Origin of the sequence: Janthinobacterium sp. J1-1 (assembly GCF_030944405.1) — a bacterium.
Taxonomy (GTDB): Bacteria; Pseudomonadota; Gammaproteobacteria; order Burkholderiales; family Burkholderiaceae_D; genus Janthinobacterium.
The window spans coordinates 4,556,377-4,572,454 of record NZ_CP132339.1; the positions used below are offsets into that span (position 1 = coordinate 4,556,377).

Annotated in this window: 11 protein-coding genes; 1 reads left to right on the top strand and 10 read right to left on the bottom strand. The window is 65.0% G+C overall.

Annotation, left to right across the window (positions count from 1 at the left end; all coding sequences use genetic code 11):
- Positions 1–6: 6 nt before the first annotated feature.
- From Q8L25_RS20755 to Q8L25_RS20785, 7 genes are all read right to left on the bottom strand, one after another.
- On the bottom strand, positions 7–1,599 hold the full coding sequence (locus tag Q8L25_RS20755; protein ID WP_308921189.1) for a methyl-accepting chemotaxis protein: 1,593 nt from the start codon (positions 1,597–1,599) through the stop codon (positions 7–9).
- Positions 1,596–2,996 (bottom strand): cytochrome c, encoded by a 1,401-nt coding sequence (locus Q8L25_RS20760; RefSeq protein WP_308921190.1) that lies wholly within the window; start codon positions 2,994–2,996, stop codon positions 1,596–1,598. Before Q8L25_RS20760 ends, Q8L25_RS20755 begins: the two co-directional genes overlap by 4 nt.
- On the bottom strand, positions 2,993–4,627 hold the full coding sequence (locus Q8L25_RS20765) for a GMC family oxidoreductase (protein ID WP_308921191.1): 1,635 nt from the start codon (positions 4,625–4,627) through the stop codon (positions 2,993–2,995). The genes Q8L25_RS20760 and Q8L25_RS20765 overlap by 4 nt, the downstream gene beginning before the upstream one ends.
- A gap of 19 nt (positions 4,628–4,646) precedes the next feature.
- Positions 4,647–5,171, bottom strand: coding sequence for a sugar dehydrogenase complex small subunit (locus Q8L25_RS20770; RefSeq protein WP_308921192.1), 525 nt, complete (start codon positions 5,169–5,171; stop codon positions 4,647–4,649).
- Positions 5,161–6,330, bottom strand: coding sequence for a porin (locus Q8L25_RS20775; protein ID WP_308921193.1), 1,170 nt, complete (start codon positions 6,328–6,330; stop codon positions 5,161–5,163). Before Q8L25_RS20775 ends, Q8L25_RS20770 begins: the two co-directional genes overlap by 11 nt.
- Before the next feature lie 70 nt (positions 6,331–6,400).
- A complete protein-coding gene (locus tag Q8L25_RS20780) occupies positions 6,401–7,786 on the bottom strand; it encodes a sodium:solute symporter family protein (RefSeq protein ID WP_308921194.1) in 1,386 nt (461 codons plus the stop codon).
- Between the two features lie 6 nt (positions 7,787–7,792).
- Entirely contained in the window at positions 7,793–8,638 is an 846-nt protein-coding gene (locus tag Q8L25_RS20785; RefSeq protein WP_308921195.1) for an IclR family transcriptional regulator C-terminal domain-containing protein, read from the bottom strand.
- A gap of 88 nt (positions 8,639–8,726) precedes the next feature.
- Here Q8L25_RS20785 and Q8L25_RS20790 point away from each other — a divergent pair, with 88 nt between their 5' ends.
- Entirely contained in the window at positions 8,727–8,891 is a 165-nt protein-coding gene (locus tag Q8L25_RS20790) for a hypothetical protein (protein WP_308921196.1), read from the top strand.
- A gap of 263 nt (positions 8,892–9,154) precedes the next feature.
- On the opposite strand, the gene Q8L25_RS20795 is transcribed toward Q8L25_RS20790, so the two are convergent.
- The 3 genes from Q8L25_RS20795 to Q8L25_RS20805 are packed head-to-tail and all read right to left on the bottom strand — an operon-like array spanning position 9,155 to position 15,988.
- Positions 9,155–12,358 (bottom strand): PAS domain S-box protein, encoded by a 3,204-nt coding sequence (locus tag Q8L25_RS20795; protein WP_308921197.1) that lies wholly within the window; start codon positions 12,356–12,358, stop codon positions 9,155–9,157.
- 43 nt (positions 12,359–12,401) lie between these two features.
- The gene (locus Q8L25_RS20800; protein WP_308921198.1) at positions 12,402–13,919 is read right to left on the bottom strand and encodes a PepSY domain-containing protein; all 1,518 of its coding nucleotides are present in this window, start codon (positions 13,917–13,919) and stop codon (positions 12,402–12,404) included.
- Positions 13,919–15,988, bottom strand: a complete 2,070-nt coding sequence (locus Q8L25_RS20805) for a TonB-dependent receptor (RefSeq protein WP_308921199.1) — start codon at positions 15,986–15,988, stop codon at positions 13,919–13,921. The genes Q8L25_RS20800 and Q8L25_RS20805 overlap by 1 nt, the downstream gene beginning before the upstream one ends.
- Positions 15,989–16,078: the final 90 nt, after the last annotated feature.

Genomic DNA, 16,078 nt, shown 5'->3' on the forward strand with positions numbered 1-16,078 from the left:
TGTTGTTTACTTCAATAAAAGTTGAGCTGGCGCCAAGGTGGGGCGATTGAGCACGAATTTGCCCACCACCTCGGCCAGTTGGCCCGCCTGCGCCTGCAGCGAGGCGGCGGCGGCCGCCGATTGCTCGACCAGCGCCGCATTCTGCTGGGTCACGCTGTCCATCTGCACGATGGCCTGATTGATCTGCTCGATGCCCACCGTCTGTTCGCCGCTGGCGGCCGTGATGTCGGCGATGATGTCGGACACGCGGCGCACGCTGTCGACCACCTCCACCATGGTGGCGCCGGCCGTGTCGACCAGTCTGGCGCCGCTGTCGGCCTGCTCGACCGAGGCGGTGATCAGCTCCTTGATTTCCTTGGCGGCCTGGCTGGAGCGCTGGGCCAGGTTGCGCACTTCGGTGGCGACCACGGCAAAGCCCCTGCCCTGCTCGCCCGCGCGCGCCGCTTCCACGGCCGCGTTCAGGGCCAGGATATTGGTCTGGAAGGCGATGCCGTCGATCACGCCGATAATGTCGACGATCTTTTTCGACGAGGCATTGATGGCGCCCATGGTCTCGACCACCTGCGCCACCACCGCGCCGCCACGGCTGGCGACAGTCGAAGCCGACAAGGCCAGGCTGTTGGCCTGGCGCGCATTGTCGGCGTTCTGGCGCACGGTGCCGGTCAGCTCTTCCATCGACGAGGCCGTCTCTTCCAGCGAACTGGCCTGCTCTTCCGTGCGCGACGACAGGTCCAGGTTGCCGGCCGCGATCTGCACGCTGGCCGTGGCCATCAGGTCGGTACCCGAGCGCACCTGGCCGACAATCTCCTGCAAGCCGTCATTCATGCTGCGCAGGGCCGCCAGCAGCTGGCCCGTTTCATCGGTGCCGCCGACCTCGATGCGGCTGGTCAGGTCGCCGGCGGCCACGGTACGGGCGATGGCCACCGCGCGGTGGATCGGTACCGTCACGCTGCGCGTGATAAACCAGGCGATGCCGGCGCCGAACAGCACGGCCAGCGTCGCCAGGCCCACCGTCAGGTTGCGGGCGAACAGATAAGACCGGGCGGACAGCACGCTGGCTTCCTCGTTCAGCCGCGTCTTGATGGCGACCAGGGCCATCAGTTCCTTGCTCCAGCGGACCTGCAAGGGTTTGAGCTCCTGGAACAGCACGCGGGTCGCCTGCTCGTTGTCATTGGCCTGGCCCAGCGCAATCACCTTTTGCATGACGGGCGCGGCCGCCTCGCTGGCTGCGCCTACGCGGGCCAGGGCCTGGCTTTCTTCGTCGGTCACGCCGAATTGCGCAAATGCGTCCCGCAAGGCTTTTTCCGCCGTCGCGTAGCGCCTGGCGTGCTCGTCAAACAGGGCCGCCTCGGCATCGATATCGGCTTTTTCCTGCAACAGCACCAGGTTGCGCAGGGCCAGCATGCGGTTCGAGACGCCAAAGCGCATGGCGGTGGCCGCATTGGCCTCGACATTGCTGGCCCTGGTGATATAGTCGATTTCCCCCTGCAGCATGGCCATGCGGCTGATGCCGAGGGCCGCCACGCCTACCAGCATGCACAGCACGATGGCGAACGCGGCGCCCAGGCGGGTGCCGATCTTCAGGTTGGCGATTTTCATGCTGATACTTTCCGGCGACGGCGGCGCACGATCAAAACAACGATGGCGATAACGGCCAGCAACCCCGCGGCCATGCCCAGGCGCGCCAGCAGCAACAGGTGCGATGCCGGGCCACCCTGGCGGATGACTTCCACGTCACTCGCCTTGACGGTGGCCGCGTCCGCACCGGCGCCATATTGCACCTGGACATAGTTGGCCAGCGAGGCGATCTCGTCATTGGACAGGCTGTTCAGCGCGTTGGCCTGCTTGCCGAACGGCGGCATAAAGACGTGGCCCTCCTGCGTCTTGCGATCCACCCCCAGCAAAATGGTCGCCAGCAGATTGCTGGTGTTCACCGTGGCCGAGTTGTGGAACAGGCTCGGGTAGTAACTATCCTTCGTGCCTTGCGCGCTGGCGCCGTGGCAGGACGCGCAGTTGGCCGAAAACAGCTGGGCGCCTTGCAGCTGGCCCTGCATGGCGGTCTTGTAGCCGACGCCGCGCAGCTGGTCCAGCGCATGGCCGGGCTGACCCTGGCCGAAACGCGCGGCTTTTTCGCCACTGTCGACCGGCGGCACGCTCTTGATATAGGTGGCGATCGCCTGCAGGTCGCCGTCCGTCATCTTGCTGAAGCTGAAACTGATCGCTTCGGCCATGCTGCCCGCCGCCTGCGCCTTGCCGGCGATGCGGCCGGTGCGCAGGTATTGCACCAGTTCCGCTTCGGTCCAGCCGCCGATGCCGGCCGTGGCATGCGAGGTGATATTTGGCGCATACCAGCTGCCCACCTGCGCGCCGCCGAGGAATTCGCCGGCTTTCTCCTGCATCAGCACGCCGCGCGGCGTATGACAGGTGCTGCAGTGGGCCGCGCCTTCGGCCAGATAGCGCCCGCGCTGCCATTGCTCGGAACGGGCCGGTTCCGGCGTCAATGGTTTGTCGTTGAGGAACATCGCATTCCACACATGCATCGAGGAACGGATATTCATCGGGAATGGCAGCGTCGTTGCCGCAGTTGGCTTGTCCACTGGCGCCACGCCCTGCATGAAGTAGGCGTACAGGGCATGCACGTCGGCGTCGCTCGTGATGGCGTACGCCGTGTACGGCATGGCCGGATACAGCGGCGCGCCGTCGGCGCGGATGCCCTTGCGCAAGGCGTCGGCAAATTGCTGCTCGGTATAGTTCCCTATGCCGAACTGTTTGGACGGCGTGATATTGGTCGACACGATCTCGCCCACCGGCGACGCCATGCGCAGCCCGCCCGCCATCGGCGTGCCATTGTGCACGCTATGACAGGCAATGCAGTCCGAGGCCGTGGCCAGGTAGCGGCCCTGTTCGATCAGCGCCGGCGAAAAGGCCGCCGCGCTGGCCTGCAGTGCCAGCAGGCTGGTCGCTGCCAGAAAACACAGTTTTTTCAAGGTGGTCATGCCGCACCCCGCAGTTGGCGCACGATGGCATCGGCCGCCTTCAGGCCCAGCGACACCATGGTGATGGTGCTGTTGCCGCAGGCCGTGCTGGCCATGGCGCCGCCACCGGGCAGGAACAGATTGTCGTGGTCGTAGGCGCGGCAATCGGCGTCGACCACGGAATCAGCCGCATCGAGGCCCATGATGGTGCCACCCATGATGTGCTTGCTTTGGGCAAATTTCGGGCTGATCTTGATGTCCGTGGCGCCCATCGCTTCGGCGATGCGCTTGCCGATCGGCAAGGAATAGACTTCCGCCGCCTTGCGCGTGTAGTCGCCGACGTCATAGTGGATGGCCGGCTTGGGCAGGCCCAGCCAGTCTTTCTTGTTCGACAGGGTCAAGCGGTTGTCGGCCTGCGGCAATACCTCGTGGGCCAGCACGATATCGGCCGTGCAGGCCGTCATGCGGCGAATTTCCGCATCCAGCGACTTGCCGACCAGCCCTTGTTTCAGGGCATTGAAGGTGACGAAACGGTTGCGGGCAAAATTATTGAAGCGGAAATAGGCGCCCGCGTGTTCCGAGCGGAAATCGCCCTGCGAGGTTTCCATGATCCCGCTGTTGACCACCGGACCCACGCCGGCCCAGTACGGCTCGGCCAGGGTCAGGGTCATGGTCAGCTGCGGATGATCCATCATGTTGCGGCCCACCTGGTCGGAGCTGTTGGCCAGGCCGTTCGGGTTGCGCGGATTGGCCGACATCAAGAGCAGCTTGGCCGTTTCGATGCCATTGCAGGCCAGCACGAAGAGTTTGCCCGTGATGCGGTGGCTCTGCTTGTGCTCGTCGAAATAATTGACGGCTTCGATCTTGTTGCCGGCCGTGGTCTCCACCTTGTACACGACGGCATTGGCCGTAATGGTCGCGCCCTTCGCTTCCAGGCGCGCCAGCGCCGTGGCCGCGTCGTATTTGGCGCCCACCGGGCAGACCGGCACGCAGTTGTTGTTGGCGCAGCAGGCTGGCCTGTCGTCATACGGCATGCCGCTGTTGCGCGCCTGGGCCGTCGGGATATTGTGGTAGCCGAGGGTTTTCACCACCTCGGTAAAGCGCTGCTCGCCGGGGCCGAACGGCAGCGGCGGCATCGGATACGGCTTCGAGCGCAGCGGCGGCCATTGTTCGGCCGGGTCCGACGGGCCGCAGATGCCCAGCAGGTATTCGGTGCGCGCGTAATACGGCTCCAGCGTCGCATAATCGAAGGCCCAGTCGCGGCCCACGCCATAGCGCGTGCGCAGCTGCATGTCCGCCGGCGTCAACCGCCAGCAGGTGCCGGCCCAGTGCCAGGTGGAACCACCCGCGTAGCGGATAAAGGTCTGGGCGTAGCGGTCGGGGCCGCTCAGTTGCAGATACGACTCTTCCGCCGTATCGCTGGACGGCATCGGGTGCGGCGCCCATGGGGCCGGCGGATAGCAGGACGAGGGGTCGCCCTTCAGGGCCAGCGGCAGGTTGCGGAAATTCTCGACGATTTCGGCGCGCGTCACGCGCGGGCCCGCTTCGAGCATCAGCACTTGCAGGCCGGCGTCGAGCAGCTGCTCGGCAATCGCCACGCCGACCACGCCGGTGCCGACGATAACCACGTCGGCGCTTGTTAATTTGGACATATTCTTGAACTTTTCGGGTTTAAAAGTGCGGCATCGGCGACAGCGGCACGATGGCGCGGCTCCACTGGTTGGGGCCGGATACGCCGTAGGACGGGATCGCCACCACGTCGCCGGTGGTCTTGTAGGTCAGCGCTTCTTCGTAGGCGAAGACCTGGGCGTCCTTTTTCGGCGACGAGCAGCCCGTGTACCAGGCAAAGATGATCCAGTGGGCGAAATCCTGCAGCGGGCCGGCCGGGATATCGGCAAAAAAGCCTTCCACCTCGGTGGCCTGCCTTGCCGTGGCAATCGCGATAATGGCCGCCATCATGTTGGCGCCGTCCGGATACTTGACGGCGGCCGCCCTGGCGATGCGCGCTCCGACGCCGGGGTTCAAGCGATGGTTGACCAGCAGGCCGGACAAACGCATGAAGGCGGCGTTATCCACTGCGGGCGCGGCGGCCGGCGCGGCAATGCTCCAGGTCACCCAGGCGCCGGTCAGCGCCGCCGCGCCCAGCAAGAACTTGCGGCGCGACGGCATCGATGATGGCGGGCGCTCAGAATGCATGGCGCACGCCGACCATGAACACATTCTGCTTGCCGTTCGACGACGGCGTGGACACCTGCGAGTCGCCCACCAGGGCCACCGCATCGATTTGCGTCACGCCGTCGGCCGCCAGGGTCTTGCCGCGCGCGTGCTGGGTCGCTTCCAGGATATAGATGGCGGTGCGCTTGCTGAACCAGTAGGTTTGCTGGAATGACAGCTGGCGGTAGTCGGCCGCGTCCTGCACGCCGTTGGCCTTGGTGGCGCGCGTGTAGGCCAGGCCGGCGCCGAACTGCCACGGCGTGGCGGTTTTCCAGTTGGCCAGCAAGGCGGCCGTGTTGAAGATGGCCGTGCCCTGGAAGCGCGAGCTCGCGTTGGGACGGTATTGCACGTTGCTCAGGTTGCCACCGAGGGTCACCGCGCCCAGCTGGTACGAGGTGGCCGCCGCCAGGTATTGCACTTCCTTCGCCGACAGATAGCCGACGTTGATCGGCGACTTGGAGAAGCTGCTGGAGGTGGTCGGGTCCCAGGTGGCCTGGTTGGGGCCGTTTTTCAGCACCTGGTACGCCAGCGCGTGGTGCCAGGCGCCCGTGTCGTATTTGACGGCCGCGCTCATGGCGCCGCCGCTGCCCGTGTGGCCGGCCTGTTCGCCGGACGCCACCATCAGGCCGACGCTGGCGCCGCGCCAGTCGGGCGAGATGTATTTAATGGAGTTATTGTGGCGCACGGTAATGTCGAAACCGTCGATATCGCCCGCATGCGCTCCGGTGGCACCGGTCACGGCAGGCACCGGTCCCAGCGGATTGAGGAAGGCGAAGTATGGCGAATACTGGCGGCCCAAGGTCAACGTGCCGTAGCGCTTGTCGGCCAGGCCGATAAAGGCTGCGCGGTTGAACAGGCTGCCGCTTTGCGCCGCCGCACCGTCATCGATGTTGTAGCCCGCTTCCAGCTGGAACAGCGCCTGCGTACCGCCGCCCAGGTCTTCCGTGCCCTTGAAGCCGAGACGGCTGCCATCCTTGCTACCGCTGCGCACATAGGTATTGGAATTGCCCTTCTGGTTGCTGGTGTAGGCCAGGCCGGCGTCGGCGATGCCGTAAACGGTGACGTTCGACTGGGCCACGGCCGTGCCGCAGGCGCCCGACAGCACGATGCCGCCCAGGAGGAAAAGTTTGTTCTGTTTCATATTCAAGTCCATGCTTCAAGTCAGGGCCAGCGTGAGCGGCCGGAAAAACGCGCCAGGCTGCGGCGCAAAATCAAATGCGGGAAACGGCTTTCCAGTGGAACAGCTTGTCGATAAAGATCACGATCGCCGGCGTCACCAGGGCGATATACATATTGTCGATGCCGTAAGGGTTGTCCAGCAGATACCAGATGGTGGTGGTCACGGTGGCCGCCAGCAGGCCGGCGGTGGCGCCGCGGTTGCTGGAAAAGAAAGGCAGGTAAAAACCGATCATGGCGACGATGGAAATCGACAGGCGCAAGGCGCGCGTAAAAAACGACAGCTGCAGCAGGCCCGGCGCAAAAAACACGAACACCAGGGGAATAAAGCCGATCAGCAGCGCCATGCGGCGCGTGGCCAGGAATTCGCGTTCCGGCGTCGGCTGGCACAGCGGCACGTAAAAGTCGCGCACCACCAGCGAGGAAATCGCCAGCGCCACGGTGCTGACACTGATAAAAATCGACGCCACCAGGGCCACCGTGACAAACCCGGCCAGCCAGACATTCATGCTTTGCAGGAACACCGGCAGCGCATACAGGCTGTCCATGTGCGGGTACAGATAGCGCGCCGCCACGCCGATCAGGCCCAGCGCCAGGCTGACGGGAATGGCCAGGCCGGCGGCGATCAGGGTCGAGCGCCGCGCCGCCTCCGCATTCGGCGTCGAGGCGATGGCCTGGATAATGTATTGGGTGGAAAACACGGAGCCCAGGGTGCCGATGAAATAGGCGACGATGGTGGTGGCGCCCAGTTCGCCATCCCAGGAAAAATACGAGACCGGCAAGGCTTGCATCATCGGCGACAGGCCACCCGTCAGCTGCAGCGCCACGCCCAGCACCACCAGCACGCCTAGGTATTTGACGGCGCTGTGGATCAGGCTGACATAGGCCAGGCTTTTCATGCCGCCAAAGGCAAAATAAAAGGTGCTGACGGCGGCGATCACGCAGGCCGCCACCGGCAAGTCGGTCTTCAGCACCACGGCGATCGAGGCGGCGCCACTGATATAGTTGCCCACATTCACCAGCAGCAGCGCGTAGATCATGATCAGCGACACCACCAGCTGGGTCGACTTGCCATAGCGCTTGAAAATCGCGCCCGAAATCGTGCATTCACCGGTGTTGTACAGGCGCTTGGCCAGCAGCCAGCCGAACAGCGGAAAGGCTGCCGCCGCGCTCAGCACCGCCCACGAGGCCGCCATGCCCGATTCGAACGCGCCCTGGGCCGTGCCGACGGTGGACTTGGCGCCGATAAATTCGGACAGCATCAAAACGCCGACCACGGTAGCCGGCACGGTACGCCCGCCCACCATGAACTCGCTGGCCGTGCGGCTGCGCGAGCGCACCGTCAGCCACGAGGTCCAGCCGATGTAGGCGATGACCATGGCAATGATGATGGCGGTGTCGCCTGAACTGAACGTGCCCATCAGGATTTACTGCGCCGCGCTGGAGGCATAGCCGCCGGTGGCCTGCAGCGCGCGCGCCAGGGTAGACGCCGCCTGCATCACGGCGCCGGCGGTGCCGGTTTCGAATTGCTGCAAGCTGGTTTGCCAGACGGGCGCGGCCACGCTGAGGGCGGCGATCGGCAAGCCGTCGATATCGAACACGGGCGCCGCCACCACATACACGCCGGAGACGTTTTCCTGGTCCGACACGGCATAGCCGCGCGCGCGCACGGTGTCCAAACGCTGCACCAGCGCATCGATATCGGTCAGGGTGGTGGCGGTGCGCTTGATCAGCGGCTGGCCGCGCAGCACGCGCAGCTGCGCTTCGCGCGGCAGCCAGGCCAGGATCGCCTGCCCCACCGCGCTGGAATACGCCGGCACCCGGCTGCCGATGCGCACATCCACGCCCAGCTGCGTCAGCCCCGCCTGCACGCGCTCGGCATACATCACGTCGCTGCCATCCATCACGGCCACCGAGGCGGCTTCATTGACTGCGCCCACCAGGCCGCGCAGGATGGGCCGCGCCAGGGTGCGCAGGTCGGAACGGGCGATCGCATGGAAACCCAGGTCCAGCACTTTCAGCGACAATCGGAACAGGCGCGAGTTGTCGACCTTTTCCACATAGCCGATCTCGACCAGGGTATTGAGGAAGCGAAACGCGGTGGCATTGTCCATGCCGCATTTGCGCGCCACTTCGGCCATCGTCAGCTCGGCTTCCTGGGCCGTAAACGCCTGCAGCACCTTGAAGCCCTTGGCCAGCGACTGCACCGTGTTCTTGGCATTGGCGGGCGCCGGCTTGCCGTTATCAAATGCTGATTGATCTGTCGTATTCACTGCTTCCCCTTTAATAATTCGGAATGCGAATTATAGTTTGAATCTTGTAGGGGAAGATTCCCCGGATGGCCACTTTTCCTGCCGGCGCATGTTGTTTGATAAACCGACTAATTCGGATGGCGAACTTTTATTCGCACTACTGACCGTAAAAAATGCCGATTCGATCGGCGGCAGTGTAGGACTTGCTGGTATTGATGCGGTACAGCTATTGCCCTTCCGCAAAATTATACGCCGTTTACCAGAAAAAATTTGATTTTGATCAAAAATACTATAAGACATAAGACCGCGGAACGCGGGCAAAACAAGGCATGCCCTGGCCCGCAGAGGGGCCAGGGCGCTCGTTTTACTGTCAAGTCAACTGAATATTTTGCACTCACCCGAACGGCGAAAGTGCTGGGGTCGGCGCCCCCTCGTACGCTGGCAATGACCTTTGCGTTAGCGGGATTGAGGGTCTGACCCTGGCTGTTCAAGGGGTTGTTGTTCTGCCGGCGTTTACCCCAAAACAGCCGCTGGATGTTACGGCAGCACCGCCTGCAGGCTGGCAAAGTCATACGGTTTGAGCAACACGGCATCGGCTGGCGCGCCGTCGATTTTTGCCTGGCCGCTGGCAATCACGATATGGATGGACGGCTGCAAGCGGCGCGCCGCCTCGGCCACGGCCGCGCCGGACAGGCCCGGCAAGCCCAGGTCGGTGATCAGGATATCGAATGGCGCCGTTTCCAGCGCGGCCAGCGCCGCAGGGCCATCGACCGCCGCCCGCACTTCGTGGCCCAGCAGTTGCAGCATGTCGAAGGTGATGGCGCGCACCGCCTCTTCGTCCTCGACCAGCAGTATCTTGCGCGCGGCAGGGGCCGCTGGCGCCGCTGACCTTGCATCGGGCGGCGCGACCGGCGCGGCCGGCTTGCGGTTGCCCAGCACCTGGCGGATCTTGCGGGCCAGGCTGTCGCGCGAGTACGGTTTGCCCAGCAACTCCACGCCCGGGTCGAGCCGGCCGCCATGCACGATCGAGTTTTCCGTATAGCCCGAGGTAAACAGCACCGCCAGGTTGGGCAGCAGCTCGACGGCCTTGCGCGCCAGCTCGGCGCTGCGCAGCGGGCCGGGCATCACCACATCGGTAAACAACAGGTCGACCGCGATGCCGCTTTCCAGGATCGACAGCGCGGCGGCCGCATCGTTGGCTTTCAGCACGCGGTAACCGAGTTCGCCCAGCATTTCCACCACGATGGTACGCACTTCTTCGTCGTCCTCGGCCACCAGGATGGTTTCCTCGCCGCCGGCCGCCTCGTCCATGACCACGGTTTCCTGGCGCGCCTCCTCATCCATCGAGCGCGGCAGATAGACCTTCACCGTGGTGCCCTGCCCCACCTCGCTGTAGATCTTGATATGGCCGCCCGACTGCTTGACGAAGCCATATACCATCGACAGGCCCAGGCCGGTGCCCTTGCCTTCCGGCTTGGTCGAAAAGAAGGGGTCGAACGCGTGCGCCAGCACCTCGGCGCTCATGCCGCAGCCGGTATCGGTGACGGATAACGTCACATACTGGCCGGGCGACACTTCCGCGTGGTTGCGGCAGTACGGCTCGTCCAGGTAGGCGTTGCCCACCTCGATCGTCAGCCGGCCCGGGCCAGCCATGGCGTCGCGCGCATTGATGGCCAGGTTCAGCAAGGCCGTTTCCACCTGCGTCGGGTCGACCAGGGTATTCCACAGTCCGCCCGAGACGATGGTCTCGATATCGATCGGCTCGCCCAGCGCATGGCGCAGCATGTCTTCCATGCCGGTGATCAGCCTGCCGATCTTCAGCACGCGCGGCTCCAGCGCCTGGCGCCGGCCAAAGGCCAGCAGGGAACTGGCCAGCTTGGCGCCCCGGTTCACGCCGCCGATGGCGTTTTCCACCCACTGCGCCGCGCGCGGATGGGCGAACGGCACCGTGGCCAGCATCTGCAGATTGCCGGAAATGACTTGCAGCAGGTTATTGAAATCGTGCGCCACGCCGCCCGTCAGCTTGCCGATGGCGTCCATCTTCTGCGACTGTTCCAGCGCCTTTTCGGTCTGCTTCATCGCCTGCGCGGCGGCGCGGTCAAAGGTGACGTCGCGCGCCACCGCGTGGATATACTGCGCGTCGGGCACGGCGCTCCAGGACAGGATGCTGTAGCCACCATCCTTGCGCAGGTAGCGGTTCTCGAACTGGATGGTGCGCTCGCCCGAAGCCATCAGCCGCACGCGCGCCAGCGTCTCGTCGCGGTCGTCCGGATGGACGAATTGCATCAGCGACTTGCCCAGCACTTCGGGCTTGCTCCAGCCCAGAAGGCGGCCGAAGGCGGGATTGAGCGACATCACGTTGGCGTCGAAATCGCTGACCAGCATGATTTCATTCGACAGGCGCCACATGCGGTCGCGTTCGGCGGTACGCATGCTGACTTGCTCGGCCAGGGTCGCGTTCAGGTGTTCCAGCTTGAGGGTATTGAGCTTCTGGTCTTCGATATCGGTATTGGTGCCGATCCAGCTGATGACATTGCCGGCCTCGTCGCGGATCGGCAGCGCGCGGATCAAGTGCCAGCGGTACTGGCCGTCATGGCGCAGCACGCGGTATTCCATTTCGTAGGTGGCGCCGCTGTCGACCGAGGCGCGCCAGCGCGTGATGGCATCGACCATGTCGTCCTGGTGCACGATGGACGGCCAGGTGTCCGCGTTCAGCTGGCCCGGCGCGATGCCGCTATAGGCATGGATCTGCTGGTTGAACCAGTCCAGCCGGCCGTTCGCATCGGCCGACCAGACCTGGTTGGGCATGGCCTGCGCCCACACGCGAAAGCGCGATTCGCCTTCGCGCCAGGCTTTTTCGGCCAGCACCTTCTGCGTCACGTCCGAGCCCTGCACGAAGATGCCGAACACGGCGCCGTCCTCGTCCTTCAATGGCTGGTAGACGAAATCGAGGTAGCTCTGGTGCGCCGCCGTGCTGCCGGTGGCGGCCACGCTGAACGGCACCGCCGTGCCGGTATATGTGTCGCCGCTGGCATAGATGGCGTCGAGCAGGCCGACAAAGCCCTGCTCCGCCGCCTCCGGCAAGGCGTCGACCACCGGTAAGCCAAGCACGTCGCGGTGGCCCACCAGTTCGACATACGCGCGGTTGGCCTGGGTGATCGTGTGCTCCGGCCCCAGCAACAGCACCATGAAACCGGGCGCCTGCTCGAACATCTGCGCCAGGCGCGCATGTTCGCCCTTGATCTTGCGCTCGGCATTGACCTTGCCGGTGGTATCGACCACCACGCAGATAATGCCGACCGCCACGTCGTGCTCGTCGAAGATGGGCGAATAGTCAAGGTCGAGCCAGTAGCGCTGCAGTTTGCCGTCGCGCATCCACGTCAGTTCCTGGTCGCGAAAGCTCAGCGCCTGGCCTTGCAGCACGGTGGGAATCACGCCGCGGTTGAAGTCGGCGATTTCCGGAAACGCGTCGGTGGCCGTCATGCCCATGATTTCCGGGTGGCGCACGCCGGCAAAGGTGGCATACGCTTCGTTATAGACCAGCGTACCGTGCTCGCCCCACATGGTGACCATCGCCACCGGCGAGCGCACCATCATGGCGACCAGGCTGCGCATGGTGGGCGTCCAGCCGGCGATCGGCCCCAGGGCGGTGGCGGCCCAGTCCCTGGCCAGGATAATGTCGCCGACTTCGCCCGCGCCCTGTAGAAATGTGGAAGTGGTAGCGGCTGGAGCGGCAGTCATGGAATCCCGGCGTGGATGGAAGGAACGAATTGATCGCGGTCAATTATACCGGCTTCAGCCTTGCTCGCCACCAAGTGCGCAGGCGCCGCCAGCCGATCACGATGCCAGTGGCACTCAGGGCCAATCCGCCCAGGCTCAGCAATATCAATACGCCTTCACGCCACGGTCCGGCGCGCAGCAGCGGCGGCAAGTCCCAGCTGTGCAGGAAGCTGAACAGCCAGCGGCCAACGCGCTGGCGCCGGTCCACAGCGAGGGCCACGGTGCCGGTATACGGGTCGAGATAGACCCAGTTGGCTTGCGGGTCATCGAAGCGTACGCGCAGCACGGGCAGGCGGCGTTCCATGGCGCCCATCATCGCTTCCGGTTCGCGGCCATAATAATAGGCGTCGTATGTCCTCAGCCACTCGCTGCCGGCGGCCATGCCCGGCATCAGCCTGTCCGCCGCCTGCAACAGTGGCTCCTGCGGCCATTGCTCGCGCACCAACATCTGGCCGTCGTGCCGCATCAGCAGCCGCGTGCGCGCCGCCCCGTCGCGGGCCAGCAGATAGGGCTGTTTGTCCAGCACCCGCCATTCCAGTTCGACCGCATGAAAACCGTGATCCGCAAGCAGATTCAACGCTTGCGGCGGCGTCACGTCCAGCCGGACTGTCGCCGGCGTGGCGCCCTGCCAGGCGGCCAGGTCCGGCCGCTGGCCATGGGGATCGAAGATGCGCAGCGGATTCATCGACATCAGCCCGCTGAAGATCCAGGCGCACACAAAGCCGGCAAACAGCAGCCCCGTCACATGGTGCCAGCGCATCCACGATTCCCGGTACGGCGTGCGCGCGCCCGACTTGTAGCGCCCCTTGAATCGCCAGCGCCAGATGCCGGCCACGGTACCCGTCAGGGCCGTGAAGGTGGCCGGCGCCGAGGCGATGATCACGATCCAGCTCCACACGGGATCGGTGGAATGGTTGCGCAAGGGATAGACCCAGTGCAGCCAGGCACCGATAAAATTCCATAGCCGCTGCTGGCGCGGCGCATCGAGCAGCACCTCGCCGGTGGCCGACGACAGGTACAACATGGTCTGCGCACCATCGTCCAGTTGTACCTGGTGCAAGGGCCGGTGGGTATCGAGGGCGCGCGAGTGCGTCCAGCGGTCTTCCTGTACCAGGCCCAGGTAGTGCGCGTCCGCACCCGGCACAAAGGCGCGCGCCGACGCCAGCGCGGTGGCAACACTTGCCGGCCCGATCGCCTTGCCGCTGCCCGCATCGAACAGCCGCGGGCGGCCAGCCCCATCGCGCACGCGGTAGGCGGGCCTGCCTGCCACCGTGGTCAGCACGATCTCGCGCGCATCGACGGGGATCGCCACCCGCGCCAGGGGCTGGCAGCAGCCGGCCGGCGACACGGTTGACGCCAGGGCGGGCAGCGCCCCCAGCCGCTCCCACGGCGTCAGCTTCGGGTAGCCGACAAACAGCATCACCATGCCGCTGACAAACCACAGCAGCATCAGCACGCAGGCAGCGATACCCGTCCAGCGGTGCAACTGATACAGCAAGCGTTTGAGTGTGAATGTCATCATCAGAAGCGGTGATGCACGGTCGCTTCCACGCTGCGCCCCGGCCCGTTGAACCACTGATTGCTGGTGTAATAGGCGGTCGTGAAATAATGTTTGTCAAACACATTGGCCGCGCGCAAGGAAACGGTGGTGTCCGGCGCCGCCTGCCAGCGCAGCGCCAGGTCCGCCGTGGCGTAGGCCGGCATGGCGATACGGTTGGCGCTGTCGGCATAGCGGCGGCCCACATAGCGGGCGCCGCCGCTGGCGCTCCAGCCCGGCATGAAATTCCAGCTCAGCCAGGCATTTGCCAGCTGCTGCGCCACATCGGGCGGCACCTGGCCGGCGCGCGAGACGGCGCGGCCGGCCTCCGCCTCGACAAAGTCGTCATAGCGGGCGCGCAGCACGCTGGCGTTGGCGTCCAGCCGCCAGCCATGCGCCACGTCCATGCCCAAGGTCGCCTCGACGCCGCGCGAGGAACGCTGGCCCACCTGCACCCGCAATTGCGGATTGAGCGGGTCTCGCGCCAGCAGATTGTTCTTGCGGATGGCGTAGGCGGCCAGAGTCCACTCGCCGCGCCGGCCCCAGAATGACTGTTTCAGGCCCACTTCCAGCTGCTTGCCGGTGGACAGGTCAAACTTGCTGTTGGCGCTGGAAATCATCAGCAGGCCGCCGACCGGATCGGCCGCGCGCGCAAATTGCGCATACAGGGCCAGGTCGTTCATGACGTCGAACACCGTGCCCAGCCGCCAGCCGGTATTGTCATACGACTGGTCGAACTCGTTCTGGCCGCTGACCAGGTTGCGCCGGCGCACGTCGGCATGGTCGTGGCGCAGGCCGGCGATCACGGCCCAGGCTGGTGTCAGTTCGATGCGGTTTTCGGCAAACAGTGCGTATTGCCGGGCGCCATTGCGGTAGCGCGGCAAGGTGGGCTGCTCGCTGAGAAAATGGCCGGCTATCGGGTTGAATGGGTCGACCGAGGCGGGATCGGGCCTGCCCGCATAGGTATTGTTGGTGTGCTGGAAGCGGCTGCTGCTCAGGTCGACGCCGACCGACGCCTGGTTGGCCAGGCCCAGCAAGGTACCGGTATGGCTGACGGTGGCGGTGGCGCCGTTTTGCCGCTGGTCGTGCAGGATCTCGGTATCGCCCGAGCGGTCGACCAGGCCGGTGCCCGCATTGTAGGCATAGGTTTCGGCATTGCGGTAATGGCGCTGGCTGTCGATATGGTAGAGCCTGGCGCGCACGCTGGTGGTGCTGGAGGCCGTCCATTCCATGCCCAGCCCGCTCCAGCGGTCGTCATAGCGGATGATGCTGTCGCTGACATTGTAGTTTTTGTCGCGCAAGGCGCTCAATTGGCGGCCGTTGACGGTGGGCGTGCCGAAATAGCGCATCGGATGCTGCAAGCCCTGGGCATGGCGCAAGGTGAAGCGCAGGTCTGGTGTCGCATTCCATTCCAGCGCGCCCGAAAACGCCAGTTCGCGCGACTGGCCCATGGCGACCCAGCCGTCCGAACGGTTGCCGCTGGCGTCCAGCCTGTACGACCAGTGTTCATCGATGGCGCCGCCGCTGCCCAGGCCCAGGCGCTGGGTGTTGTCGCTGCCGAGCGTCGCCTGCACTTCGTTGCGGATGGCGCCGCGCGTGGGTTTTTTCGGGATCACATTGACCACGCCGCCGATCGCGCCGTCGCCGTAGATCACGGACGCGGGCCCGCGCAGCACCTCGATGCGTTCGACCGACCAGGTGTCGAACGGAAAAGTCAGGCCCACGCCGCCGTACTGGCGCACGCCGTCATACAGGCGCATGACGGAGCTGGTGTCGGTAAAGCCGCGCGCCGACAGCGAACTGCCGCCATTGCCCGGATGGGCCATGGAACTGATGCCGGCGGCGCGCGTGATGGCGTCGGCCAGCTTGCTGTCGCCGCGCTGTTCCAGCTGCTCGCGCGAGATCAGCTCGACGCTGGCCGGGGTTTGCATGAGTGTCAGCGCCAGGGTGGAGCCGGTCGAGGCCGGCGTGTTCAAGCTGCCGGCCTTGTCGGCGGTGACGGTGACCGATGGCAAGGTCGCCTCTTCGGCCGCCAGGGCGGCGCAAGGAAGCATGGCCAGCGCGAATGCGCACCGGCTTGAAAGAGTGATATTCATATGGGACAGGCAAAAGAGTGAGTCGTCGGCATGCCGCCACCCGCGCGT